The sequence below is a fragment of the Bradyrhizobium tropiciagri genome (assembly GCF_001189845.1).
In the GTDB taxonomy this organism is placed as follows: Bacteria; Pseudomonadota; Alphaproteobacteria; order Rhizobiales; family Xanthobacteraceae; genus Bradyrhizobium; species Bradyrhizobium tropiciagri.
In genome coordinates this window covers 1-23,414 of record NZ_LFLZ01000037.1, presented here as the reverse complement: position 1 = coordinate 23,414, position 23,414 = coordinate 1, and the positions used below count along the sequence as shown (strand labels likewise).

Genomic DNA, 23,414 nt, shown 5'->3' with positions numbered 1-23,414 from the left:
GATCAGCCGATAAAGGGCTGGATTTCTGCCGCCGGATCGTCAATTCTGATTTGGAACTTACCATCCGTGCCCAACGCGGAGGAGATGTCCCATGGAGGAAGCGCGTCCGGAGCGGTTTGTCCGCCACGTCGGCGGTGAACTGGTATCTTCCGTCATTGCGCGGTCGAAGCCGATCAGGGTCGAACTGCTCAGCCGGACCTCGCGGCCCCGGATGAACTGGCACTTCCGCCAGCCCGAACTGACGCTGTTCTGGTTTGGAAAGGGTTGTCCGCGCCTGCGGGCCCGGATCGACGGCCGGCCCGTCGAATATCAGTTCTCCGAGGCGGCCAGCCTCGCGCTGTTTCCCGCCGGCACGGAGATCGAAGGGGAATGGTCGGTGGAGCCGGCGTTCGACTATACGGTCGTCTTCCTCGATCCGAAGTTCGTCGAGCGGCGTCTCCATGGTCTGATCGAAAGGCCGGCGATCGCATTCCGCCACGACCAGCTTGCCCGCGGCCTAGTCGAACTGGGCCAGGAGGCCGCCACGCCGGACAATCTGTTCGATCTGTTCGCCGAGGGTTGGGCGAGCCAGGCGCTGGCCCACATGGCGCGGTTGTCGCGTGGCGCGGAGGCTCCGAAGCCGCCGAGCCGCGGCGGATTGCCGGCGCTGAAGCTGCGCAGGATCGAGGAGTTCGTCCGCGCGAATCTCGGCGAGACGATTTCGCTATCGGCGCTGTCGGATGTTGCCGGCCTGAGCAAGCGGCATTTCCTGCGCGCCTTCCAGCAGAGCACTGGCACCAGCCCGCATCGCTACGTGCTCGGCCTGCGCATCGCATCGGCCAAGCGCCGCCTCAGCGACACCGACGAGAGCCTGACCAGCATCGCGCTGGCGTCGGGCTTCAGCCACGCCCAGCATTTCTCGTCGGCGTTCAGGCAGGCCACCGGCATGAGCCCATCCGTGTTCCGGCAGCAGCGCCGGGCCTGAGTTTCGGCGCTTTTCCGCAAGTCGCGGCGGTTTCCCGCAAGCGCTTCTGCGTGGTCCGTCGTAAGCCGGGACTGCGCTCACGGTTTGGTCGCGTCCGCGCATTGGAGAAGGAAGCAACGCATGTCAGGGCCGTTGGCGGGAGTTCGCGTACTTGATCTGACCGGCGTCGTCTCCGGCCCGTTCGCGACGATGTTTCTCGCCGACCAGGGCGCGGATGTCCTGAAGGTCGAGCCGATCGGCGGCGACATCACCCGCCGCAGCCGGGCCAATGTCGACAAGACCGGCGAGTTCTCGGCGCTGTTCATCTCGTCGAACCGCGGCAAGCGCTCGCTCTCGATCGACATGAAGACCGATGCCGGCCGCGAGGTGCTGGGCAAGCTGGTTCGAGAGGCCGACGTGCTGGTGCAGAATTTCCGGCCCGGCACGATGGAACGTCTCGGGCTCGGACCGGACGAGGTGCGCAAGAACAATCCGCGGCTGATCTATGTCTCGATCAGCGGCGTCGGCGAAGACGGGCCATATGCCAAGAAGCGCGTCTATGACCCCATCGTGCAGGCGCTGTCGGGCTTCTGCGACGTGCAGGCACAGCCGGTCACCAACCGTCCGCAGATGATCCGCACCATCGTCGCCGACAAGACGACGGCGGTCTATGCCGCGCAGGCGATCACGGCGGCGCTGTATGCCCGCGAGAAATCCGGCCGCGGCCAGCACATCCAGGTGGCGATGCTCGATGCGATGATCGCCTATCTCTGGCCGGAAAGCATGATGCAATACACGGTGGTCGGCCGCGAGCAGACCGCGTCGGACCCGAATGATCGTCCCGATCTCGTGTTCCAAACTTCGGACGGCTACCTCACCTGCGGCACGATCTCCGATTCCGAATGGCAGGGCTTCTGCAAGGCCACCGGCGATCCCGAGCTTGCCGCCGATGAACGCTTCGCCACCCCGGCGTCGCGCTCGGTCAATGCGACGGCGCGCATCAAGAAGATGCAGGACTATATCGCCAGGCACACCACCGCCGAATGGCTGGCGCGGCTCGATGCGGCCGACGTGCCGTGCGCGCCGATTCTGCGGCGCGGCGAGATCATCACCAACGAGCAGGTGGTGGCCCGCGGGCTGATCGCCGAGCTGGAGCAGCCTGGCGTCGGCACCGTGCGGCAGCCGAAGCCCGCGGCGCGCTTCGAGGTCGACACTGCGGCGATCGGCGGCCCGGCGCCGCGCATCGGTCAGCACACAAGGCAGGTGCTGCGCGATCTCGGCTACGGCGATGCCGCCATCGAAGCGATGATCGCGCAGAAGGCCGTGCGCGCGGTCTGAACGACCGCGCCGCGCAACGTCAGCATTGTCGAACTAAAGAACTGCCGTCGGTGGGAGATGTCCTATGGCCGAGACGAACAAGACTGCCTTGCTGGTTGGCGCGGGCGATGCAATTGGTGCCGCGGTCGCGCGGCGGTTCGCGGCCGGCGGCTACTCCGTCTGCATCGCGCGGCGCGATCCCGCGAAATCGAGCGCGCTGGTGGAGGAGCTGACCGGCGCCGGACGCAAGGTGCACGCGTTCGCCGTCGACGCGCGGCGCGAGAGCGAGGTGCAGGAGCTGTGCGAGCGGGTCGAGCGCGAGATCGGGCCGATCGAGGTCTGCCTGTTCAATGCGGGCTCGAACGTGAAGAAAGACCTGCACGAGACCAGCGAAAAACTGTTCTTCAAGGCCTGGGAGCTCGCCTGCATGGCCGGATTCCTGGTCGGACGCGAGGCGACGCGGCACATGCTGCGGCATGGCAGAGGCACCATGCTGTTCACCGGCGCGACCGCGAGCGTGCGCGGCAGCAGCGGCTTTGCCGCCTTTGCGTCCGCGAAGTTCGGCTTGCGCGCGGTGGCGCAGGCGATGGCGCGCGAGCTCGGGCCGAAGAACATCCATGTCGCTCATCTCCTGATCGATGCCGGCGTCGATAGTCCGGCCATTCACCAGCGGATGGCCGACAGGGGCATCGACGCGTCGGAGATCGCGCCGGATTCCCTGACGAAGACATCGTCGATCGCCGAGGCCTACTGGTTCGTGCACCAGCAAAGCCGCGACGGCTGGAGCCATGAACTCGATCTGCGGCCGTCGGTCGAGAAATGGTGATGCCATGCCGGAGACGCTGACGCTGTGGGGCGTGGGGACATCGCGGACGATCCGGGCCCATTGGGCGTTGCGCGAACTCGGGCTGGATTATCGCTGCAAGCCGATCCTGCCGCGCTCGGGCGAAACCAAGACGCCGGAATACACACTGCTTAACCCGCGCCAGAAGATACCGCTGCTGCAGGATGGTGACTTCACGATCGGGGAGAGCGCCGCGATCGTCGCCTATCTGGCGCGCACCTATTCCAATCCCGAGGTTGCGCTGGTGCCGGTCGCGGCGCGCGATTTCGCGCGCTGGCTGGAATGGTGCTTCTTCATCGTGGCCGAACTGGACTCGACCAGCCTCTACGTGATGCGCCGCCACGGCCTCCAGGGCCTTGCGCATATCTACGGCCACGCGCCCGACGTGGTCGGCAAGGCCGCGGAATACTTCTGCCAGCAACTCAGGCACGTGGAAGTGGCGCTGTCCGATGGCCGCAGATATCTGATGGGCGATCAGTTCACTAGCGCGGACATCCTGCTGACGACCTGTCTGGTGTGGGCAATCGATTACGGCGTCGGGGTCTGCGACGTCGCGACGCCCTATCTCGACCGCGTCACCGCCCGGCCGGCCTACAAGGAGAGCGTCGCGGTCAATACGGTGAAGACCTGACCGGTCCTATTATCGCCTTGCGCCGCCGACGTCTGACGTCGGCACCAGGCCGAACCGGCCGTGCAGTCCGCGCCAGAGGTTGGCGCACAGAACGCTCAGAAGCTTGCGCATCGACTTCCCCCTCGACACTGTCCATCGCGATCCTGCGAGCGCGGGTGGCGAAAGGACAGAGCCAATTCTGAGCAGGCCTGCGCAGTTTTTGAGCAGTACGCTTGCGCCGCCAAGCCGAGCGCGGCGGAAAATCTCATGAGATTCAACGCCGGTGCTGTGGCACGGCTCGTGCATCAAAGGCGTTGAGTTGGCCGCTAGGGTTCCGATCTTGCCAGGCAAGATGCTGGTCCGAGAGCAGCCGCTTGCGGGGGAGACATCCCCGCAGGTGCACGGCGGGATAAAAGCCCGGGAGACCTCGTTAGCCAAGGGATTGGCGGAGCGATGGTCTTTTCGCCAGTCCCTTTTTGTGAAGTTTCGCAAGAGGGATCGGCAATGAACAAATTCTCTTTCTTCCTTCGCTCTGTTGTCATCGGCTGCGCGGTCGTGCTTGCGGCGGTGCCCGCGGCCGACGCCGCGCCGAAGAAAAGCTTCAAGGTCGCCTGGTCGATCTATGTCGGATGGATGCCGTGGGGCTATGCGGCCGACACCGGCATCGTCAAGAAGTGGGCCGACAAATACGGCATCACCATCGAGGTCAAGCAGTTCAACGACTACGTCGAATCGATCAACCAGTACACCGCCGGCGGCTATGACGCCGTCACCATCACCAACATGGACGCACTGTCGATTCCGGCGGCCGGCGGTGTCGACACGACAGCCGTCGTGATGGGCGACTTCTCCAACGGCAATGATGCCGTGATCCTGAAGAACAAGCCCGACCTCGCCGCAATCAAGGGCCAAACGGTCAATCTGGTCGAGTTCTCGGTGTCGCATTATCTGCTGGCGCGGGCGCTCGAGACCAGCAAGCTCAGCGAGAAGGACGTCAAGGTCGTCAACACGTCGGATGCCGACATCGCCGCCGCCTACAAGACGCCTGACGTCAATGCGGTCGTGACCTGGAATCCGATCGTGACGGAAATCCTCGGCTCGCCCGACGCCAGGAAGGTGTTCGATTCCTCGCAGATCCCCGGCGAGATCATGGACCTGATGGTGGTGAACACTGCGGTTGCCAAGGACAATCCGGATTTCGCCAAGGCGCTGGTCGGCATCTGGTACGAGACGCTGTCCAGGATGACCGCGAACGATCCCGCCGCGAAGGCCGCCAAGGAGGCGATGGCCAAGGCCTCCGGCACTGATCTTGCCGGGTTCGACAGCCAGCTCTCGACCACAAAGCTGTTCGACAAGGCAACCGATGCCGAAGCCTTCACGCGCAGCAAGACCGTCGGGGCGACCATGGATCGGGTCCGCAAGTTCCTGTTCGAAAAGGATCTGCTCGGCAAGGGCGCGAAATCGGCCGACGCCGTCGGCATCGAGCTCGCCGACAAGTCGGTGCTGGGCGACAAGGCGAACGTCAAGCTGCGCTTCGATCCGACCTATATGGACGAAGCCGCCAAGGGCAAGCTCTGACGCGCAAGCTCTGACGCCACGGCGCGATCCCCAAGCAGGAGCCGACGATGCGACTTGTGAACATACGGCCGGGACGGCAGACGCGATTCTATCTGCTCGCGCTGCCGTTCCTGTTGGTCGCAATCGCCTATTTCGCCGGCTCCAGCGCACGGCTCGCGCAGAACCCGAACGACAAGCTGCTGCCGGCGCTGCCGAGCATGGTGCAAGCGGTCAAGCAGATGGCGTTCGAGGTCGACCCGCGCACCGGCAGCTATCTAATGGCCTCCGACACGGTCGCCAGCCTGGGGCGATTGGGCTCCGCGCTTTTGATCTCGACGGTGGCGGCGCTGGTCCTCGGCATCGTGATCGGGCTGTTGCCGGGCGCCAATGCGTTGCTCGGGCCATTCGTGTCGGTGACCTCGATGGTGCCGCCGCTGGCATTGTTGCCGATCCTGTTCATCGTGATGGGGCTTGGCGAGAATTCCAAGATCGCGCTGATCGTGATCGGGACGCTGCCCTGCATGATCCGCGACCTCGCCATGAAGGTGCAGGAGCTGCCGCGTGAGCAGATCGTCAAGGCGCAGACGCTCGGCGCCTCGACCTGGCAGATCGCGCTGCGCGTCGCGATGCCGCAAACCCTGCCGCGGCTGATCGACGTGCTGCGGCTGCAGCTCGGCCCGGCGTGGCTGTTCCTGATCGCGGCCGAGGCGATCGCCTCCGATTCCGGGCTCGGCTACCGGATCTTCCTGGTGCGGCGCTATCTCGCGATGGACGTCATCATCCCCTACGTCGCCTGGATCACGCTGCTGGCGTTCCTGATCGATGTCGGCCTGCGCGTCCTGCAACGCAAGGCGTTCCCCTGGTTTGCCTCGGTGAGGGCGGAATGAGCGCGATACGGTTCGACGATGTCTGGAAGGAATATGGGGATCACATCGTGCTCGAGCGCATCACGATGGAGGTCGAGCCGCGCGCCTTCATTGCGCTGGTCGGTCCGTCCGGTTGCGGCAAGACCACGTTGCTGCGCATGCTGCTCGGTGAGGAGCAGCCGAGCCGTGGGCAGATCCTGGTCGACGGCAAGCCGTTGCCCGGCGAACCGGATGCCGACCGCGGCGTGGTGTTCCAGCGCTACTCGGTGTTTCCGCATCTCACCGTGCTGCAGAACGTGATGCTCGGCCGCGAATTGCGCGATGCCAAATTCTCCGCCCGCCTGTTCGGCGCCGCGCGCCGCGCGGCCGCCGACGATGCCATGAAGCTGCTCGCCGAGGTCGGCCTCGCCGGCCAGGAGAATAAATATCCATCCGCGCTGTCGGGCGGCATGCAGCAGCGCCTCGCGCTGGCGCAGGCGATCATGCGCGGTCCAAAGATACTGTTGCTCGACGAGCCGTTCGGCGCGCTCGATCCGGGCATCCGCGCCGATATCCATCTGTTGATGAAGCGGCTGTGGAACGAGACCCATCTGACGGTCGTGATGGTGACCCATGACCTCAGCGAAGCGTTCGGGCTCGCGACGCGCGTGATCGCGCTGGAGCGGTCGCGCAACCGCCCCGAGGAGCGCGAGCGCTACGGCGCCACGGTGTCGCGCGATCTCGAGATCTTTCCACGCCGCAGCGCCGAGTTGCGGTCGCCAGTTCAACCAGCTCCGGCCGGGACGACCCGGTCAGGCAAGGAGCATCAGCCGGGACGGCCCGGCGCTCTCGTCTTGAAGGAGCAACCATGATCCTCACAGAGGAACAGAAAGCCGAAATCGCGGCGCACACCCGACGGTATAACGAGCTCAAGGCGGCGGGGCAGGAGCATGCGCCGCGCGCGTTGCCGGCGCCGACCGCGCGCGACGGCGCGCCCGTTGCCACTGACGCGATCATCCATCGCGAGGTGATTCCGGCCGGCTGGTACTGGACCACGCGGCTGATCCGCGGCGAGGCGCTGCGCATCGTCAACACGTCGGGGACGTCGACCGTGAGCTTGCTCGCCTGGAACGCGGCCGATCCCAGTGAACGGCTCAACCACGCTGACACCATCAAGGTGCAGTGGGCGGCGCGGCTGCAGAAGGGACGGGTGCTGCTGTCCGACATGGGGCGTGCGCTGCTCGGCATCACCGAGGATACCAGCGCCGCGCATGATGCGGTGGTCGGCGGCTCGACCGCGGCGACCAACCTGGCGAAATACGGCGACGGGAATTTCCGCAACACGCGCGACAACTTTGTTCTCGCTGCGGCCAAGCTTGGGCTTGACCGCCGCGACGTCCACCCCTGCGTCAGCTTCTTCGCGCCGGTCGCGATCGACGCGGACGGCAAGTTCGTCTGGTCCGAGGCGCGTCGCGAGAAGGGCGACTTCGTCGAGCTTCGTGCGGAAATGGATCTGCTGATCGCGCTGTCGAACTGTCCGCATCCGCTCGATTCTGCTGCGGCCTATCCGCAGGCGAGTGTGGAGATCGTGCGCTACCGCGCCGAGGCGCCGGCGGCGGACGATCTTTGCCGCACCGCGACCGCAGAGGCGGTTCGCGCCTATGAGAACAACGCGCTCTATCTCGGCGAAACCCTGCAAGGAGCCGCGCGATGACTACGCAATCCGTTCAGACGCGCGGCCGCGTCGTCCTCGACGTCGAAATTCCCGCGCGCAAGCCGTGGTCGGCCATCATCCGCAAGGGACAGACCCTGCGAATCACCGATACCCACGGCCAGCAGGCGGTCGATACGCTGTTCTATCGCGCCGACGATTTCGGCGAGCGCTACAGCGGCCAGGATACGCTGCGCGCGCAGGGTTCCGCCTATGTCGGGCTCGGCACAAAGATCATCTCCAACGAAGGCCGCGTGATGCTGCGCGTCACCGCCGACAGTTGCGGCCTGCACGACACATCAGCCGGCGCCTGCTCGTGCGAGAGCAACACCGTGCGGTTCGGGCATCAGACCCGCTACCAGCACGCCTGCCGCGAGAATTTCGTGCTGGAAGCCGCGAAATACGGCCTGTCGAAGCGCGACATCGTGCCGAACCTGAACTTCTTCATGAACGTGCCGATCGATCCCGCCGGCAACTTCACCGTGGTCGACGGTGTCTCCAAGCCCGGCGACGCCATCGAGCTGGTCGCCGAGATGGACGTGCTGTGCCTGATCTCGAACTGCCCGCAGATCAACAACCCCTGCAACGGTTTCTTCCCGACGCCGGTGCAAGTCACGATCTTCGATGCGACGATCTTCGAGCCGGAGGCGTGAGGCATGTTCAGCAAGGTCCTGATTGCCAACCGCGGCGAGATCGCCGGGCGGATCGGCAGAACATTGCGCCATATGGGCATCGCTTCGGTCGCGGTCTATTCCGACGCCGACCGCTTCACGCGACCGGTGCTCGAGGCGGACGAGGCGATGCGCATCGGCCCGGCGCCCGCCGCCGAGAGCTATCTGAACGTCGATGCAATCATGGCGGCGTGCCTTGCGACCGGTGCGCAGGCCGTGCATCCCGGCTACGGCTTCTTGTCGGAGAATCGCCGCTTTGCCGAGCGGCTCGCCGAGCACGGCATCAGGTTCATCGGGCCGCGGCCGGAGCATCTCGACGCCTTCGGCCTCAAGCACAAGGCACGAGAGATCGCCGAGCGCAGCGGCGTGCCGCTGCTGCCGGGCTCCGGCCTCTTGGAGACCATCGACGAGGCGGTGCAGCAGGCGGAAGCGATCGGCTTTCCGGTGATGCTGAAGAGCACGGCGGGCGGCGGCGGCATCGGCATGCAGCTCTGCCACGACATGGCGACGCTGCGCGAGCGCTTCGAATCCGTGCAGCGCACGGCGCGTGCGAGTTTTGGCGATGCCCGGGTCTATCTCGAGCGGTTCGTCGCCCGGGCCCGCCACATCGAGGTGCAGATCTTCGGCAACGGCAAGGGCGACGTGGTGGCGCTCGGCGAGCGCGACTGCTCGCTGCAGCGGCGTAACCAGAAGGTCTTTGAGGAGACCCCCGCGCCGGGGCTCTCCGCCGACATCCGCCGGCGGCTGCATGCGGCCGCGGTGTCGCTCGGCAAGGCGGTGGCTTACGAATCCGCAGGCACGGTAGAGTTCATCTACGACGTCGAGCGCGAGGATTTCTACTTCCTCGAGGTCAACACCCGCCTTCAGGTCGAGCACCCCGTCACCGAGCAGGTCACCGGCGTCGATCTCGTCGAATGGATGATCCGGCAGGCGGCCGGCGAGGACGTGCTGGCGCACGCGGGCACGCTGGCGCCCAAGGGCGCGGCGATCGAGGTGCGGCTCTATGCCGAGAACCCGGGCGCAGGATTCCGTCCGAGCGCGGGCCGGCTGACGCAGGTCGCTTTCTCGCCGGATGCGCGGATCGATGGATGGATCGAGACCGGCACCGAGGTGACCCCGTTCTACGATCCCATGCTGGCCAAGATCATCGTGTCGGCCGAGACCCGCGAGGCTGCGATCGCGCGGCTGACGCAGGCGCTGGATCAGACGGTGGTGGCCGGCATCGAGACCAATCTCGGCTATCTGCGTGCGATCGCCGCGTCGGACGTTTTCCGCAGCGGGCGGGTGGCGACCAGCGTGCTCGGCGCGTTCGCCTATCGACCCCGCACCATCGACGTCGTCGCGCCCGGCGCGCAGAGCGGGGTGCAGGAATTGCCCGGCCGGCTGCATCTCTGGCATGTCGGCGTGCCGCCGAGCGGCCCGATGGACGAGCGGTCGTTTCGGCTTGCCAACCGTGTGGTAGGAAATCCGGAAGCAACGACCGCGCTGGAATTGACCGTCAATGGACCCACCTTGCGCTTCAACTCCGATGCGATCGTCGCGCTCGCAGGCGCGCGCATGAAGGCATCGCTCGACGGCGCCGAGGTGGCCTACGACGAGCCGGTTGCGGTGCGCGCGGGCCAGACGCTGGTCATCGGCAGCATCAAGGGCCCGGGTCAGCGCAGCTATCTCGCCGTGCGCGGCGGCATCGATGTGCCCGAGATCTTCGGATCGCGCGCCGTGTTCGCGCTCGGTGCGTTCGGCGGCCATGCGACGGGCTCGCTGAAGGCCGGCGACGTGCTGCATATCGGTGCTGAGGCATCGGGCCTCGCAGCGCCGCGACGCGCAACGGCGGATGAGCGTCCAGAGCTCACATCGGCGTGGCAGATCGGCGTGGTCTACGGCCCGCATGGCGCGCCGGACTTCTTCCTCGACGAGGACATCGAGACGCTGTTTGCGTCGAGCTACGAGGTGCACTTCAACAGCGCCCGCACCGGCGTGCGGTTGATCGGCCCGAAGCCGCGCTGGGCTCGCGCCGATGGCGGCGAGGCCGGGCTGCATCCGTCGAACATCCACGACAATGCGTATGCGGTCGGCTCGATCGACTTCACCGGCGACATGCCGATCATTCTCGGCCCTGACGGACCGAGCCTTGGGGGCTTCGTGTGTCCGGCGGTGGTCGCGCGCGACGAGCTCTGGAAGGTCGGCCAGCTCCGGCCCGGCGACACCGTCCGCTTCATTCCGGCGAAGCGTGACGATCCGGTTGCCGGGCCCACCGCGCTGCGCGCGCCCGAGCTCGGCTCGGCCATCGTCGGACGCAACGATGACGGTCCGATCCCGGTGGTGTACCGCCGCGCCGGCGACGACAATCTCCTGGTCGAATATGGCCCGATGGAGCTCGACATCGCGCTGCGGCTGCGCGTGCATGTGCTGGCGCAGGCGCTGGAGGAGGCAAAGCTCGGCGGCCTGATCGATCTGACGCCCGGCATCCGCTCGCTGCAGATCCATTATGACGGCACGGCGCTGTCACGCGGAAAACTGCTCGACGTGCTGTGCAAGATCGAGCGTGAACTGCCACCGGTCGACGCGATGCGGGTGCCCAGCCGCACCGTGCATCTGCCGCTGTCGTGGCGCGATCCGCAGGCCGAGCTTGCGATGCGCAAATATCAGGAGCTGGTGCGATCAGATGCGCCGTGGTGTCCGTCGAATGTCGAGTTCATCCGGCGCATCAACGGCCTCGGCTGTGAGGACGACGTTCGCCGCATCGTATTCGACGCGGATTATTTCGTGCTCGGCCTCGGCGACGTCTATCTCGGTGCGCCGGTGGCAACCCCGCTCGATCCGCGGCATCGCCTCGTGACCACGAAGTACAATCCAGCGCGGACCTGGACGCCGGAAAACGCGGTCGGGATCGGCGGCGCCTATATGTGCATCTACGGCATGGAAGGGCCGGGCGGTTACCAGCTGTTCGGTCGCACCATCCAGGTCTGGAACAGCTGGCGCACGACGCCGGTGTTCGAGCCCGGCCATCCCTGGCTGCTGCGGTTCTTCGACAAAATCCGCTTCTTCCCTGTCGACGCCGACGAACTGCTCGACGCCCGTGCCGCATTCCCGCACGGGCAATACGACATCAGGATCGAGCAGGGCGAGTTCTCCTACGCCGACTATGCGAAACGACTGGCGGAAGCACAGCCCTCGATCGCCGCGTTCAAGGCGACACAGCAGGCCGCGTTCGACGCCGAGCGTCAGCGTTGGCGCGAGATGAAGCTCGACGAGGCGCTGGCGGAGACGCTTGATGCGAGCGCCGTCACGACGGGCATTCCCGATGGCCAGGTCGGAGCGTTCTCCGAGGTGCCCGGCAATATCTGGAAGATCCTGGTCGAGGAGGGCGCAAAGGTCGCAGCCGGCGACGTGCTCGCCATCATCGAGTCCATGAAGATGGAGATCTCGGTCCTCTCGCCGGCGGCAGGCCGGATCGCATCAGTGCCGGTCAAGCCCGGCCAGACGCTGCGCGCCGGCGACGTCGTGGCGTTGCTCCGGCCGGGTTAGGACGGGTGCGCATCGAGGCATAAGGTCCGCTCAGCTCACGGCGGTGGCGCGGATGCGGATACTGCGCGGGCTCTGAGGCGGACCAACAGCGGTCCTGCGTGCGCCGTCGGAACTTCCCAGTTCGCAGCGGCGGAGGGGATGTCTCGATCGGCTGCGTTCGCCGGAGGCTGCTGCTCTCGCTTGGTACCGAGCGCGTTCAGGAGCATCGCGAACACGATCATCATCAGGACACCCCCAATGCTGAGCGCGATCTGAATCGAAGGCCTGTTCGATACGTCGAACAGATCGAATTGGCTGACGAGTACCAGCACCACGCCGAGACAAAAGATCGGCAGCGAGTTCTCACCACACCATCTCGCGCTGCGCAGCAGCGGCGCCGACAGTCCTCGCCAGCCCTGCGGAACGAACTGCAACGCCACGATCGCGAGAGCCAGGAAATGCAGCAATCGCAACGGACTCAGATTCGATTTGTCCAATGGAAATAGCAGATCCGTCAAAGTCTGCGGGAGCAGTGCCTTGCTGTCCTGGCCCAGTGCAAGGACCAGGCTGAACGCCAGATAGAGAATGGACAGAGCAAGAGCAGGGCGCGAAGTCAGCCACTTTCGGACATTCTGCCCCTCGATGACGTACCATGCGCCCAGCACGATCAGAAGCTGCCAGGCCAGTGGATTGAAGAACCAGGCGCCGTCGGGCCAGGCAGGAACCCGCCATCCGAAGACGTGCACCAGTGCGTAGAGCGATAACGAAAGGCCGAGCGTCACGTTTGGTGCGCGCAGCAGCAGCCACAACAACGGTGCGAACAAGATGTGACAGATCACAAAGACCGGCAAGACATCGGTGTTGACCGGACGGTATTGCAGGACCGCGGCATGCGCGAGCGTCGCGCCGGGATGCTCGAGCAGAATCCGCGTATTGCTCGCGTCGGCAAGGCGGTCGCTGCCTGCGAGGTAGACGAGGATGGCGCAGGCGACCGTCAGCAGCAGGAAGGCGGCATAGATGTCCCAACCCCGCCGCAGCGAACGGTCGATCATGTGCCTCCAGCCCTCGCGCTGATACGCCCTGCCATAAGCAAGCGCGCAGGTAACGCCCGAGATGAACATGAATATTTCGGCGGCGTCGCAGAAGCCGTAGTTGCGCAGCGTCAGCCAGCTTCCGACGTTGTTCGGGATGTGATCGAGAAAGATCCACCATAACGCGATGCCGCGACAGATATCGATGCGCGGGTCGCGGCCGGTCGATCTGAACTCCGGCGGGGTTTCGCCGATCAATCGCTTCGAGCTGTGTGTTCGATCATGCATTTGTCGATCTGTCCGGCGTACGCGCACGACCTCATCGGACGAGGGTCCATGAGGCGCTCGGATGCTCCGAGGCGCGCGCGTGCTGGTCCAGCCTCCGGTCAACTCTTGGGATTATGTGCTCCGGCTACCCGAGGGTTGGCGACGTTTTCGTCGGCCAGTCGCAATCACGGGGGCCAGCAGGATCGCTGTCTTCCGACGGCGTCTGCATGATTTCGCCGATGACCGGTATCAAAAGCTGCTTCCGCATCTCGGCGAGGCGGGCGCGACAGTATTCATGATAAAGCATGTCGAATATGGTGGGCATGATCGAACGCCTTCTTGATCACTGAGGTTAACTTCCCACGTGACAGATTTCGACCATTTCAACCGGCGGCAAAAAAGCGGTGCCGGGGATGTCTTATGTCCGATGAACTCTGCCAGCGATGTCGCTGTGGCAGCAAAATAAATTCGATTCCAAAATACCTGCCTGCCCGCAGTTCCCTGAGTTCGATCGATCGCCAGCAAGTTCGCAAAGCTGATTTGCGCTTTGCACCTTGCTAGGAGTATCCAAACTGGGTCCGGTGGCAGCAATTATAAATAGAGCCATCACGACCGCCTCCTCTTAAAGGAGAAAAATCGCCGTGACTTTCGCTATCATTATAACCGTAATATCCTGATCACCGAGTGAACCAGTTCACATCAGCATCAATCACAGGCGAGTGAGACTAGCAGACCGGTAGCGTGGCTTCTTGGACTCATGCGCACGGATCGAGCTTAGGTCGGTGCGTGAATTGCAAAATGTAGATAGTGGCTGCGGTGTGCCGCAGCATTCCGTTCTGATGTTTTGTGAAGGCTGGAGGTCCCCATGGCTACGGACGCAGCCGATTTTTTATCGTATCGATTTTCGACGCGCGACCATCCGGAGCGTATCCGGGTCCCGCTATGGCGCGAGCACTTCGCACGATGCATCGTGCACGCCGATATCAAGCCTCTATCGGACGTTCCGTTCCGGGCCGATGCGTCGCTGCAGGCGGTTCAGGGCTTGCGTACGCTCGCGCTGAAAGGCACGTCCATGCGTTTCGCGCGCTTGCGAGCGAACCTTGCCGATGGCGATGACTCCATCGGTGTCATCGTCTGCTCGTCCGCGAGAAGTCGGCTGTCGCAGCGCGGCGAGGAGGTTGAGCTTCGCGGCACCGATGCGATCGCAATTCTGCATTCCGAGCCCGTCAGCGTGACTTATGTCGAAGGACTGCAATTCGGCCTGGCCGTGCCGCACGCGGCGCTTGCGCAGCGCGTGACGGATGTGGAAGGCCTGGCCATGCGGCCGATCCGGCACCAAACGGAAGCCTTCCGCCTGTTCACGGCATATCTGAAGTCGGTGTTCAAGACGGGAGCCCTGAGCGCTCCGGGGCTTCGTGAGACGGTCGTGCACCACATCCATGATCTCGTCGCGCTCGCCATCGACGAGTGTCCTGCGTTGGGTGAGAGCAGTGCGAGCGCCGTCGTAGCTGCGCGGCAGAGTGCAGCACTCGACTACATCGCCCACCACTTCGAGGAGCCCGGACTTAGCGTTCAGACGGCCGCACGCGGGCAGGGCATCTCGTCCCGCTATCTGCAGCGCCTGATGGCGTCGTCGGGATCATCGTTCACCGAGCGCCTCAATGAGCTGCGTCTTCAACGGGCGTTCCAGCTGCTCACCGGGTCCGATGCCGGCCGTCGGCGAATCTCCGATGTCGCGCTGGAGGTGGGTTTCTCGGACGTTTCGCATTTCAACCGCTTGTTCCGGGCTCGCTTCGGCGATTCACCGCGCGGCGTCCGGTTCGGACGCAAGGGATCCAGCGGAGCCGCGCGACTCTGATCGAGAAGGAGGCGTCTGCGGAGTCCAACAGCCGATGTTCGCGGATTGTTGAGGCTGTCCGCCTCACACCTCGAGCCATTCCTCGCGAATGGCGGCGTTGTTCTTGAGCTGCTCGGGCGTGCCCTCGAACACGACGCGGCCGTGGCCCATGATGTAGACCCGGTTCGAGATCTTCATCGCGATCGACAGCTTCTGCTCGACCAGCAGGATGGCGACGCCTGCCTTCGCGATCCGCGCGATCAGCTCGCCGACCTGCTGCACGATCAGCGGCGCCAGGCCTTCGGTCGGCTCGTCGATCATCATCAGCTCGGGGTCTCCGAGCAACGTGCGGCAGGTGGTCAGCATCTGCTTCTCGCCGCCCGACAGCACGCCGGCCGGCGTGTCGGCGCGGCGGGCGAGGTTGGGGAACATGTCGAGCATTTCCTGCAGCCGCCACTTGCCGGGCCGGCGCGGGTCCTTGATGCCGAGGATCAGGTTCTGGCGCACCGTCAGGCTCGGGAAGATGTCGCGATGCTCGGGCACATAGCCGAGCCCGAGGCGGGCGATCTTGTGGCTCGGCAGGCCGGCGATGTCCTGGCCCTTGAAGCGGATGGTGCCCTGCGGCGGCACCTCTCCCATGATCGCCTTGACGGTGGTCGAGCGGCCGACGCCGTTGCGGCCGAGCAGGCTCACCACCTCGCCGGCCGCGATGTCGAGATCGACGCCCTGCAGGATGTGGCTCTTGCCGTAATAGGCGTGAAGATTCCTGACCTCGAGCATCAGTCGACCTCCTCGCCGAGATAGGCTTCCTTGACCTTCGGGTTGCCGCGGATTTCCTCGGGCGTGCCGGAGGCGATGATGTGGCCGTAGACCAAAACCGAGATGCGGTCGGCGAGGCCGAACACCACGCTCATGTCGTGTTCGACGATGACGAGGGTGCGGCCCTCGGTGAGGCGGCGGATCAGCGCGACGGCGCGTTCGGTCTCGGCGTGGCTCATGCCCGCGGTCGGCTCGTCCAGCATGATGACGCTGGCGCCGCCGGCGATGGTGATGCCGATCTCGAGCTCGCGCTGCTCGGCATAGGTCAAGAGGCCCGCCGGCACGTCGCGGCGATGGCTGAGATGGATGTCGTCGAGGATCTGTGCGGTGCGCTGCTTCACCTCGGGCAGACTGTCGACGTTCTTCCAGAACGCATAGCGATGCCCGGTCGCCCACAGCACGGCGCAGCGGACGTTCTCCCACACCGTCATCCGGGCGAACACGTTGGTGACCTGGAACGAGCGCGACAGGCCGCGCCGGTTGATCTCGAATGGCCGCAAGCCCGAGGTCACCTCGCCGTTGAGGCGGATCTCGCCCGAGGTCGGCTTGATGTGGCCGCTGATCAGGTTGAACGTCGTCGACTTGCCGGCGCCGTTCGGGCCGATGATGGCGTGACGTTCGCCCTTGGCGACGCTTAAGTTGAGGTCGCGGATGATCTGGACATTGCCGAAGCTCTTCTCGACGGCGTTGACTTGGATGGCAGCGGTCATGCCAGATACCCCCGATCACGGGCCACCGTCGCGGCACGATCCCAGGCATCCGCAACGCGCCGCCAGGTGATGCGCGCAACCAGGAAGCCGCCGACCACCAGAACCGCGGCAGCCGCCCAGGTCGTCGGCGCCGTGGCGACAAACGGAATGCCGAGCAGGTTGATGGGGTCGCCACCGGAGAAGCGCGCGACGGTCTCGATGGTCAGGATGATGCCGAGCGCAAACGCCAGCGTCGGAATCGCCGCGACCAGGTAGGACGGGATCACCGTGCCGAGCGTTCCGGCGCGGATCAGCGGGCGATGCTTCATCAGGATGCCGGCGATACCGCCCGGCGCGAACATCACGATGCCGATGAAGATGACGCCGAAATAGAGCTGCCAGACCGAGGTGACGCTGGTCAGCCCGAGCTGCAGATAGGTCACCAGGATGGCACCCAGGATCGGACCGAAGAAATAGGCGGTGCCGCCGATGAAGGTGGAGAACAGCACGAAGCCCGATTGCATGGCGCCGAGATAGGCGGAGTTGGCGATCTCGAAATTGATCGCGGTCAGGCCGCCGGCGATGCCGGCGAAGAAACCGGCGAACATGTAGGCGAGATAGCGCACCACATGCGGATCGTAGCCGATGAACTCGACGCGCTCCGGATTGTCGCGCACCGCGTTGCAGATGCGACCCAGGGGCGTGCGCGTCAGCGCGTACATCGCGATCGCCGAGACCAGCACCCAGAATGCGATCAGATAGTAGACCTGGATCTGCGGCCCGAAGGTCCAGCCGAACAGCGGCATCAGCGAGGTGCGGTCGGTGGTGATGCCGGATTCGCCGCCGAACACGCTGCGCAGGATCAGCGACGACGAGGCGACCAGTTCGCCGATGCCGAGCGAGATCATCGCAAACACGGTGCCGGCGCGCTTGGTCATGACCCAACCGACCAGCAAAGCGAACGCCATGCCGCCGATGCCGCCGACCAAGGGGATTACCGGCAGCGGGATCGGCCAGTTGTGGCTCGCGGCCGCATTCATGACATGCACGGCGAGGAAGCCGCCGAGGCCGTATTGCACCGCGTGGCCGAACGACAGCAACCCGGTCTGGCCGAGCAGGATGTTGTAGGACAGCGCGAAGATGATCGCGATGCCGATCAGGCTGAACGAGGTCAGCGAGCCGCCGGAGGAGAAGACCAGCGGCAGCACGACGAGCGCTGCGGCTGCGAGCAGCCAGACGCCATAGAAGCCGAGGGCGCCGCTGGACTCCTGCTTGGCCGCGGCGAGGGAGGGCGTGGGAGCGTTCGTCATGACTCGCGCGTCCCCAAGAGGCCCATCGGGCGGAAGATCAGCACCAGCACCAGCAGCAGATAGGGCAGGATCGGCGCGATCTGCGCGATCGTGACGTTCCAGATGTCGGTGAGCGGCGAGGGGCCGAGGCTCGGATCGAGCGGACCGAACACGCTGGCGAGCGAGCCGTTGAGCGCGACCGCAAAGGTCTGGATCAGCCCGATCAGCAGCGAGGCGATGAAGGCGCCGGGCAGCGAGCCGAGGCCGCCGAACACGATGACGACGAACAGGATCGGGCCGAGATACGCGGCCATGTCGGACTGCGTCACCAGCGAGGGACCGGCGATGACGCCGGCAAGACCCGCCAACGCGCTGCCGACGCCGAACACCAGCATGAACACGCGGCCGACATTGTGGCCGAGATGGCCGACCATGCTTGGATGGGTCAGCGCGGCCTGCACGATGAGGCCGACCCGCGTCCGCTTCAGCGTGACCAGCAGCGCGATGAAGATCACGACCGAGACCACCAGCATGAAGATCTTGTAGGCGGGGTAGTTGGTGGAGAACACTGTGAAGGCCGGAAAGTCCAGCACTGCCGGGACGCGGTAGTCGACCGGGCTCTTGCCCCAGATCATCGAGACGATCTCTTCGATCGCGAAAGCCAAACCAAAGGTCAGCAGCAGCTCGGCGACATGGCCGTGCTTGTGGGTGTTGCGCAAGCCGTAGCGCTCGACGCCCATGCCGACCACGCCGACCAGCAGCGGCGCGATCACCAGCGCCGGCCAGAAGCCGATCCAGCGGGTGAGCTGATAACCGAAGAACGCGCCGAGCATGTAGAAGCTCGCATGCGCGAAGTTGAGCACGCCCATCATGCTGAAGATGACGGTGAGCCCGCTGGACAACAGGAACAGCAGCATGCCGAACAGCACGCCGTTGAGCGTCGAGATGACGATCAGCTCAGCCACGGTGCACTCGCTTGAGAATGGGAACGGTTCACGTGATCAAAGACCTGTCGAAGGAAATTTATCACCAGTCATTCCGGGGCGCTCGCGTTAGCGAGCGAACCCGGAACCCCGAGATTCCGGGTTCGCCTCTTCGAGCGCCCCGGAATGACGGAAGGAGCCGATCAGGGCCGCTTCATGTTGCAGGTGGTCGGAAGCATCGTTTGCGCGGTGTCGATCTTGGAGACGATGTGCCAGCCCCAGCCGGTGTTCTCCTCGTCGAACGGCTCCTTGGCCTTGTCGGCGAGCGAGCCGAACGAGGAGATGTAGATCGGCTGGAAGAACTGGTGGTCGTCCTTGCGCATGAAGCCTTCGCCGCCGTCGAACACGTCGAACTTCATGCCTTCGAGCGCGGCTGCGACCTTCACCGGGTCGATCGAGTTGGCCTTCTCGGCGGCTGCCTTGAACATCCGCATCTCGTTGACCGCGCGCGGATACCACACGGAGATGCCGGTCTTGGCGCGGAAGTCCTTCTCGAAATCCATCGCCGCCTTGTTGCCGGAGTTCGGCACGCCTTCGCTGATCTGGAACACCTGGTTCTCGAGACCGGTCTGCTTGATCGCAGTCGGGCCGCCGGCGCCGCCGGCATAATAGGTGTACCAGTTGACCTTGAGGCCGGCGTCGGCAGCCGCCTTCAGCAGCAGCGCGAAGTCCTGGCCCCAGTTGCCGGTCACGACGGTGTCGGCGCCGGCCGCCTTGATCTTGGCGATGTAGGGCGAGAAGTCGGTGACCTTGAGCATCGGATGCAGTTCGTCGCCGACGACCTGGATATCCGACCGCTTTTCGCCCAGCATCTTGCGCGCAGCCGCGCGCACCGATTGGCCGAACGAATAGTCCATGTTGATCAGGTAGACCTTCTTGATGGACGGCTGGCCCTTCATGTAGTTGGTCAGCGCTTCCATCTTGATGTCCGAGTTCGCATCCCAGCGGAAATGCCAGTAGCTGCACTTCTCGTTGGTCATGCTCGGATCGACCGCGGCGTAGTTGAAGTAGAGCACTTCCTTGCCGGGGTTACGCGAATTGTGCTTGGTGACGAAGTCTTCCAGCGCGGCACCGACCGACGAGCCGTTGCCCTGGGTGATGTAGTGGACGCCGGCGTCGACCGCCTTCTGCGCCTGCACCAGGCTTTCCTGCGGATTGGTCTTGTTGTCGAGCGGAACGATCTCGACCTTGTGGCCGAGGATGCCGCCCTTGGCGTTCAACTCGTCGGCGAGATACTGGAACGTCTTCAGGCCGCCTTCGCCAACGCTGGCGCCGCCGCCGGAGAGCGGATCGATGTAGCCGATCTTGATGGATTCCTGCGCGGACGCCGCGCCTCCCAACACCGTCAGTGCTGCCGTGGCAGCAACGATCAGCCTACGCATCCTGCTTCCTCCCTTGCTCATGTTTCTTGATCTTCAGCGATCGAAGCCGTCTCATAACCTCAATTGCCGAGCCTTCGCAACTTTCGCTTTGAATACTGCGTCAAGTTTTCGCGCGAGGTATTATAATGTTATAGGCTATAAATGTTTCGAGATACCGCGAGATCCGGCACAGATTTGAACCGCAAGTAAACTTTTGGACGAGGCGTTCGCCAGTTCGTTTGGAACCGACCTCGTCCGCGGGACGAGCCCGATCCTGGAGCATTATAGCGGCGGGACGCGAATTGGCGATTCAGCCCGCCGGCGCGGCTTGAGGCCCGAGAGGAAGAGCCGCGCGAAGTGGTCGGCGATCTCGACGGCAGACCAGTCGCGCCGCGTCTTGAACCAGATCGGATACCAATGCCCCATGCCGGTTAAAATCCGCTCGGCGAAATATGTATCGATGCGGCGGAAGCGGCCCTCGTCGATCCAGCGTTGATAGCTGTCCTGGTCTCGCCGGATCGTCGCCAGCACCTGGCCGACATACTCCTTCCGGTCGGCGTCGTTGAGATAGTTGATGTTGTGGTAGGTCGCCTTGGGGCCGCAGGGTGTGTCGTGCAGCATCAGCAGCAGGCGGATTCGCTGAACGATGTGGTCGAACGCCCCGAGGCTGTGCTCTTGCAGGTGCTCGCGAATGCTGACCTCGCCGGCGAGCCCGCGTCGCAGGCAGGCCAGCAGCAGGCTCTCTTTTTCGCTGAAGTGATAGTAGATGCCGGCGCGGGTCATGCCCGCATCCGCCGCGATGTTCTCGAGCGACGTCCCTGACGCGCCCCGCCGGTTGAAGCTGTCGGAGGCAATCGACAGCATCCTGTCGAACTTCGCGGCCCGCTTGTTCAACGCCGCTCGAGACGCGAGGAACGGGGCGAGGCTGAGCGGTTCGGGCATGCCGGGAAGCGCGATCTCGCGCCGGTAGACGCCGTGCGTGATGATGTCGTCGATGGCGTCGATCGCCTGCTGGCGCGTGTAGTAGTCGCGTTCGGACAGCCAGAACGGCACCCAGTCCAGGATGGAGATCAGCGCCACCGCCGTGAGCTGCGGCTCGTCGCAGGCGATCGAGCCGTCCGCGACGCCCCGTTCCAGGATATCCGCCAGCAGCGCGGCGTTCTGCCAGCGTTTGGCATGGACCTCGCTGCTGTAGGGCGCGGCAAGCGCATCGATATCGGTGAACAGGATCATGCGCTGGCCCTCGGGCCGCAGCCTCCCGCGCACGAAGCGCCTGATGATCTCGAGCCCGTCGATCCCTGGCTCGGCGGCGGCTTCGATTTCGTGCCGGTAGATCGCAAGTCCCCGCAGATAGCAGTGGAAGATCAGATCTTCCTTGTCGCGGAAATAGTGGTACAGCGCGCCCGGCACGGCCCGAACCGACGCCGCGACCTGCTCCATCGTCACGTTCGCATAGGAGTGGCGGGCAAACAGCCGGGAAGCTGAGATGAGGATTGCTTCAGCCCGGTCCGTCGGGTCGGCGGCGACTTGCAAGCTCGAATGCCCTTCCTGATCGCAGAACGATAATCCGCCCGCGAGATAATCCGCTTGGCAGCGGCTTGTCGATCTGCGATAGACGGTGGCATACCATACACCAGCAGTCCTTTGGAGAGAGCATGGCGCGCAACATTTTGATTCTTGGAGCCTCCTACGGCTCCCTGTTGGGGACCAAGCTCTTGATGGCGGGGCACAATGTGTCCCTGGTGTGCCGCAAGAACACCGCGGATCTGATCAACCGCGAGGGCACCGAGGTTCGGATCAAGCTGCGCGACGAGAAGGAGCATCGCTCGATCTTCTCGCGCGACCTGCCGGGCAAGCTCGATGCCGTGACGCCCGCCGATGTCGACGTGTCGCGCTACGACATGGTCGGCCTCGCGATGCAGGAGCCGCAATACACCAACCACACGGTGCGTGTGCTGATGATCAAGATCGCGGCGGCGAAGCTGCCGTGCCTGTCGATCATGAACATGCCGCCGCTGCCGTATCTGAAGCGGATCCCCGCGCTCGCCGGCATGGATCTCGAGGAGGCCTACACCAATGCGCAGGTGTGGGAGCGCTTCGAGCCGAGCCTCGTCACGCTGTGCTCGCCGGATCCGCAGGCGTTCCGTCCGCCGGAGGAGAAGGCCAATGTGCTGCATGTCGGCCTGCCGACCAACTTCAAGGCCTCTGCCTTCGCCGACGACAAGCACAACAAGGTGCTGCGCGAGCTCGAAGCCGACATCGAAGCGGTGACGCTCGACGGCCAGGACGTGCCGGTGAAGCTGAAAGTATTCGACTCGCTGTTCGTGCCGCTGGCGAAATGGTCGATGCTGCTGACCGGCAATTATCGCTGCATCACGCCGACCGAGCCGCAATCGATCCGCGACGCCGTGCACGGCGATCTCAGCCGTTCGCAGGCGATCTACGACCATGTCGATGGCATCGCGCGCAAGCTCGGTGCCGACCCCGCCGATCAGGTGCCGTTCGCGAAATACGCCAAGGCGGCGGAAAGCCTGCTAAAGCCGTCATCGGCGGCCCGCGCCGTCGCCGCCGCGCGCCGTTCATCGAGCGCGTCGACCTCTTGGTGAAGCTGATCTCGCACCAGCTCGGTAACCCCAGCGCCGAGATCGACCGCACCGTCGAGACCGTCGATCAGAAGCTGAACGAGAAGATCGTGCAGGGCGGCTCCGGCGCGGAGTAATCGCGTTGATGGCGGGGGCCAGAAGAGCTCTCGCCATGCACCGGCGATCGGCGAAGCGCGAAATCGCGGCTCGCGAACGCATGGCTCGGCCTGGTTAGTTGAGCTAGGCTGGCGCAGCTGCGGCTCGGAGCCACCGACATGCCGAACAAATCGCTTCCTCTCCTTGCAATCTATGGCGACCTCGATCGCGCACGCGACATCCTGCGCGCCTGGCAGCCGCTCGACCATCTTTCCCCCGACGACGCCGAGCTTGTCGTGAAAGCGATCGCCGAAGGCATCGCGCGCGGCCGCAGGCACGGCCTCGAGATGGGGCAGTGCCATCTGGCCGCGTAAGCCGCGGTCACCGAGCACTTACCTAGCGCTCGCATATCGCGCCCTGCGCCTTGTGAGGTGAGCACACCAGTCAGGCTCCCT

20 protein-coding genes, 1 pseudogene and 1 riboswitch are annotated in these 23,414 nt (G+C 64.7%); of the genes and pseudogenes, 13 read left to right on the top strand and 8 right to left on the bottom strand.

What is annotated here, in order from left to right; all coding sequences use genetic code 11:
- The first annotated feature begins 91 nt into the window (after nt 1-91).
- From AKN84_RS26210 to uca, 10 genes are all read left to right on the top strand, one after another.
- Entirely contained in the window at nt 92-964 is an 873-nt protein-coding gene (locus AKN84_RS26210) for an AraC family transcriptional regulator (RefSeq protein ID WP_050423462.1), read from the top strand.
- A 120-nt stretch (nt 965-1,084) separates the two neighbouring features.
- Nucleotides 1,085-2,281 carry a CaiB/BaiF CoA transferase family protein gene (locus tag AKN84_RS26205; protein ID WP_050423461.1) on the top strand — a complete coding sequence of 399 codons (1,197 nt, stop codon included), beginning with the start codon at nt 1,085-1,087 and terminating at the stop codon, nt 2,279-2,281.
- A gap of 64 nt (nt 2,282-2,345) precedes the next feature.
- Nucleotides 2,346-3,086 carry an SDR family NAD(P)-dependent oxidoreductase gene (locus tag AKN84_RS26200; protein WP_050423460.1) on the top strand — a complete coding sequence of 247 codons (741 nt, stop codon included), beginning with the start codon at nt 2,346-2,348 and terminating at the stop codon, nt 3,084-3,086.
- Between the two features lie 4 nt (nt 3,087-3,090).
- Nucleotides 3,091-3,735 (top strand): glutathione S-transferase family protein, encoded by a 645-nt coding sequence (locus AKN84_RS26195; RefSeq protein WP_050423459.1) that lies wholly within the window; start codon nt 3,091-3,093, stop codon nt 3,733-3,735.
- 294 nt (nt 3,736-4,029) lie between these two features.
- Nucleotides 4,030-4,140: riboswitch (guanidine-I (ykkC/yxkD leader) on the top strand.
- Nucleotides 4,141-4,218: 78 nt separating this feature from the next.
- On the top strand, nt 4,219-5,292 hold the full coding sequence (locus AKN84_RS26185; RefSeq protein ID WP_050423457.1) for a putative urea ABC transporter substrate-binding protein: 1,074 nt from the start codon (nt 4,219-4,221) through the stop codon (nt 5,290-5,292).
- A gap of 47 nt (nt 5,293-5,339) precedes the next feature.
- Nucleotides 5,340-6,158 (top strand): ABC transporter permease, encoded by an 819-nt coding sequence (locus AKN84_RS26180; protein ID WP_050423456.1) that lies wholly within the window; start codon nt 5,340-5,342, stop codon nt 6,156-6,158.
- Nucleotides 6,155-6,988: an ABC transporter ATP-binding protein gene (locus AKN84_RS26175; protein ID WP_128971173.1), complete on the top strand. Its 834-nt coding sequence runs from the start codon at nt 6,155-6,157 to the stop codon at nt 6,986-6,988. Before AKN84_RS26180 ends, AKN84_RS26175 begins: the two co-directional genes overlap by 4 nt.
- Nucleotides 6,985-7,830 (top strand): urea amidolyase associated protein UAAP1, encoded by an 846-nt coding sequence (locus AKN84_RS26170; RefSeq protein ID WP_050423504.1) that lies wholly within the window; start codon nt 6,985-6,987, stop codon nt 7,828-7,830. Before AKN84_RS26175 ends, AKN84_RS26170 begins: the two co-directional genes overlap by 4 nt.
- Complete coding sequence (locus AKN84_RS26165; RefSeq protein ID WP_050423455.1) at nt 7,827-8,480, top strand: urea amidolyase associated protein UAAP2; 654 nt, start codon at nt 7,827-7,829, stop codon at nt 8,478-8,480. The genes AKN84_RS26170 and AKN84_RS26165 overlap by 4 nt, the downstream gene beginning before the upstream one ends.
- Nucleotides 8,481-8,483: 3 nt before the next feature.
- Nucleotides 8,484-12,026 (top strand): urea carboxylase, encoded by a 3,543-nt coding sequence (uca, locus tag AKN84_RS26160; RefSeq protein WP_050423454.1) that lies wholly within the window; start codon nt 8,484-8,486, stop codon nt 12,024-12,026.
- Between the two features lie 35 nt (nt 12,027-12,061).
- Here uca and AKN84_RS26155 read toward each other — a convergent pair whose 3' ends face one another.
- Together AKN84_RS26155 and AKN84_RS26150 are read right to left on the bottom strand one after the other, a co-directional pair.
- On the bottom strand, nt 12,062-13,324 hold the full coding sequence (locus AKN84_RS26155) for an OpgC family protein (RefSeq protein WP_128971172.1): 1,263 nt from the start codon (nt 13,322-13,324) through the stop codon (nt 12,062-12,064).
- Between the two features lie 124 nt (nt 13,325-13,448).
- Nucleotides 13,449-13,628 (bottom strand): hypothetical protein, encoded by a 180-nt coding sequence (locus AKN84_RS26150; protein ID WP_050423453.1) that lies wholly within the window; start codon nt 13,626-13,628, stop codon nt 13,449-13,451.
- A 540-nt stretch (nt 13,629-14,168) separates the two neighbouring features.
- Here AKN84_RS26150 and AKN84_RS26145 point away from each other — a divergent pair.
- Nucleotides 14,169-15,161, top strand: a complete 993-nt coding sequence (locus AKN84_RS26145; RefSeq protein WP_050423452.1) for an AraC family transcriptional regulator — start codon at nt 14,169-14,171, stop codon at nt 15,159-15,161.
- A gap of 63 nt (nt 15,162-15,224) precedes the next feature.
- On the opposite strand, the gene AKN84_RS26140 is transcribed toward AKN84_RS26145, so the two are convergent.
- From AKN84_RS26140 to AKN84_RS26115, 6 genes are all read right to left on the bottom strand, one after another.
- Entirely contained in the window at nt 15,225-15,920 is a 696-nt protein-coding gene (locus AKN84_RS26140) for an ABC transporter ATP-binding protein (RefSeq protein ID WP_021078467.1), read from the bottom strand.
- Nucleotides 15,920-16,669: an ABC transporter ATP-binding protein gene (locus AKN84_RS26135; RefSeq protein WP_050423451.1), complete on the bottom strand. Its 750-nt coding sequence runs from the start codon at nt 16,667-16,669 to the stop codon at nt 15,920-15,922. The genes AKN84_RS26140 and AKN84_RS26135 overlap by 1 nt, the downstream gene beginning before the upstream one ends.
- Nucleotides 16,666-17,958 (bottom strand): branched-chain amino acid ABC transporter permease, encoded by a 1,293-nt coding sequence (locus AKN84_RS26130; protein WP_050423450.1) that lies wholly within the window; start codon nt 17,956-17,958, stop codon nt 16,666-16,668. The genes AKN84_RS26135 and AKN84_RS26130 overlap by 4 nt, the downstream gene beginning before the upstream one ends.
- On the bottom strand, nt 17,955-18,902 hold the full coding sequence (locus AKN84_RS26125) for a branched-chain amino acid ABC transporter permease (protein ID WP_050423449.1): 948 nt from the start codon (nt 18,900-18,902) through the stop codon (nt 17,955-17,957). The genes AKN84_RS26130 and AKN84_RS26125 overlap by 4 nt, the downstream gene beginning before the upstream one ends.
- 161 nt (nt 18,903-19,063) lie before the next feature.
- A complete protein-coding gene (locus tag AKN84_RS26120; protein WP_050423448.1) occupies nt 19,064-20,302 on the bottom strand; it encodes a branched-chain amino acid ABC transporter substrate-binding protein in 1,239 nt (412 codons plus the stop codon).
- Nucleotides 20,303-20,563: 261 nt separating this feature from the next.
- Nucleotides 20,564-21,814, bottom strand: coding sequence for a TetR/AcrR family transcriptional regulator (locus tag AKN84_RS26115; RefSeq protein ID WP_128971171.1), 1,251 nt, complete (start codon nt 21,812-21,814; stop codon nt 20,564-20,566).
- Nucleotides 21,815-21,936: 122 nt separating this feature from the next.
- Here AKN84_RS26115 and AKN84_RS26110 point away from each other — a divergent pair.
- Both AKN84_RS26110 and AKN84_RS26105 read left to right on the top strand, forming a co-directional pair.
- A pseudogene (locus tag AKN84_RS26110) lies at nt 21,937-23,000 on the top strand (ketopantoate reductase family protein).
- 138 nt (nt 23,001-23,138) lie between these two features.
- The gene (locus AKN84_RS26105) at nt 23,139-23,333 is read left to right on the top strand and encodes a hypothetical protein (protein ID WP_050423447.1); all 195 of its coding nucleotides are present in this window, start codon (nt 23,139-23,141) and stop codon (nt 23,331-23,333) included.
- Nucleotides 23,334-23,414: the final 81 nt, after the last annotated feature.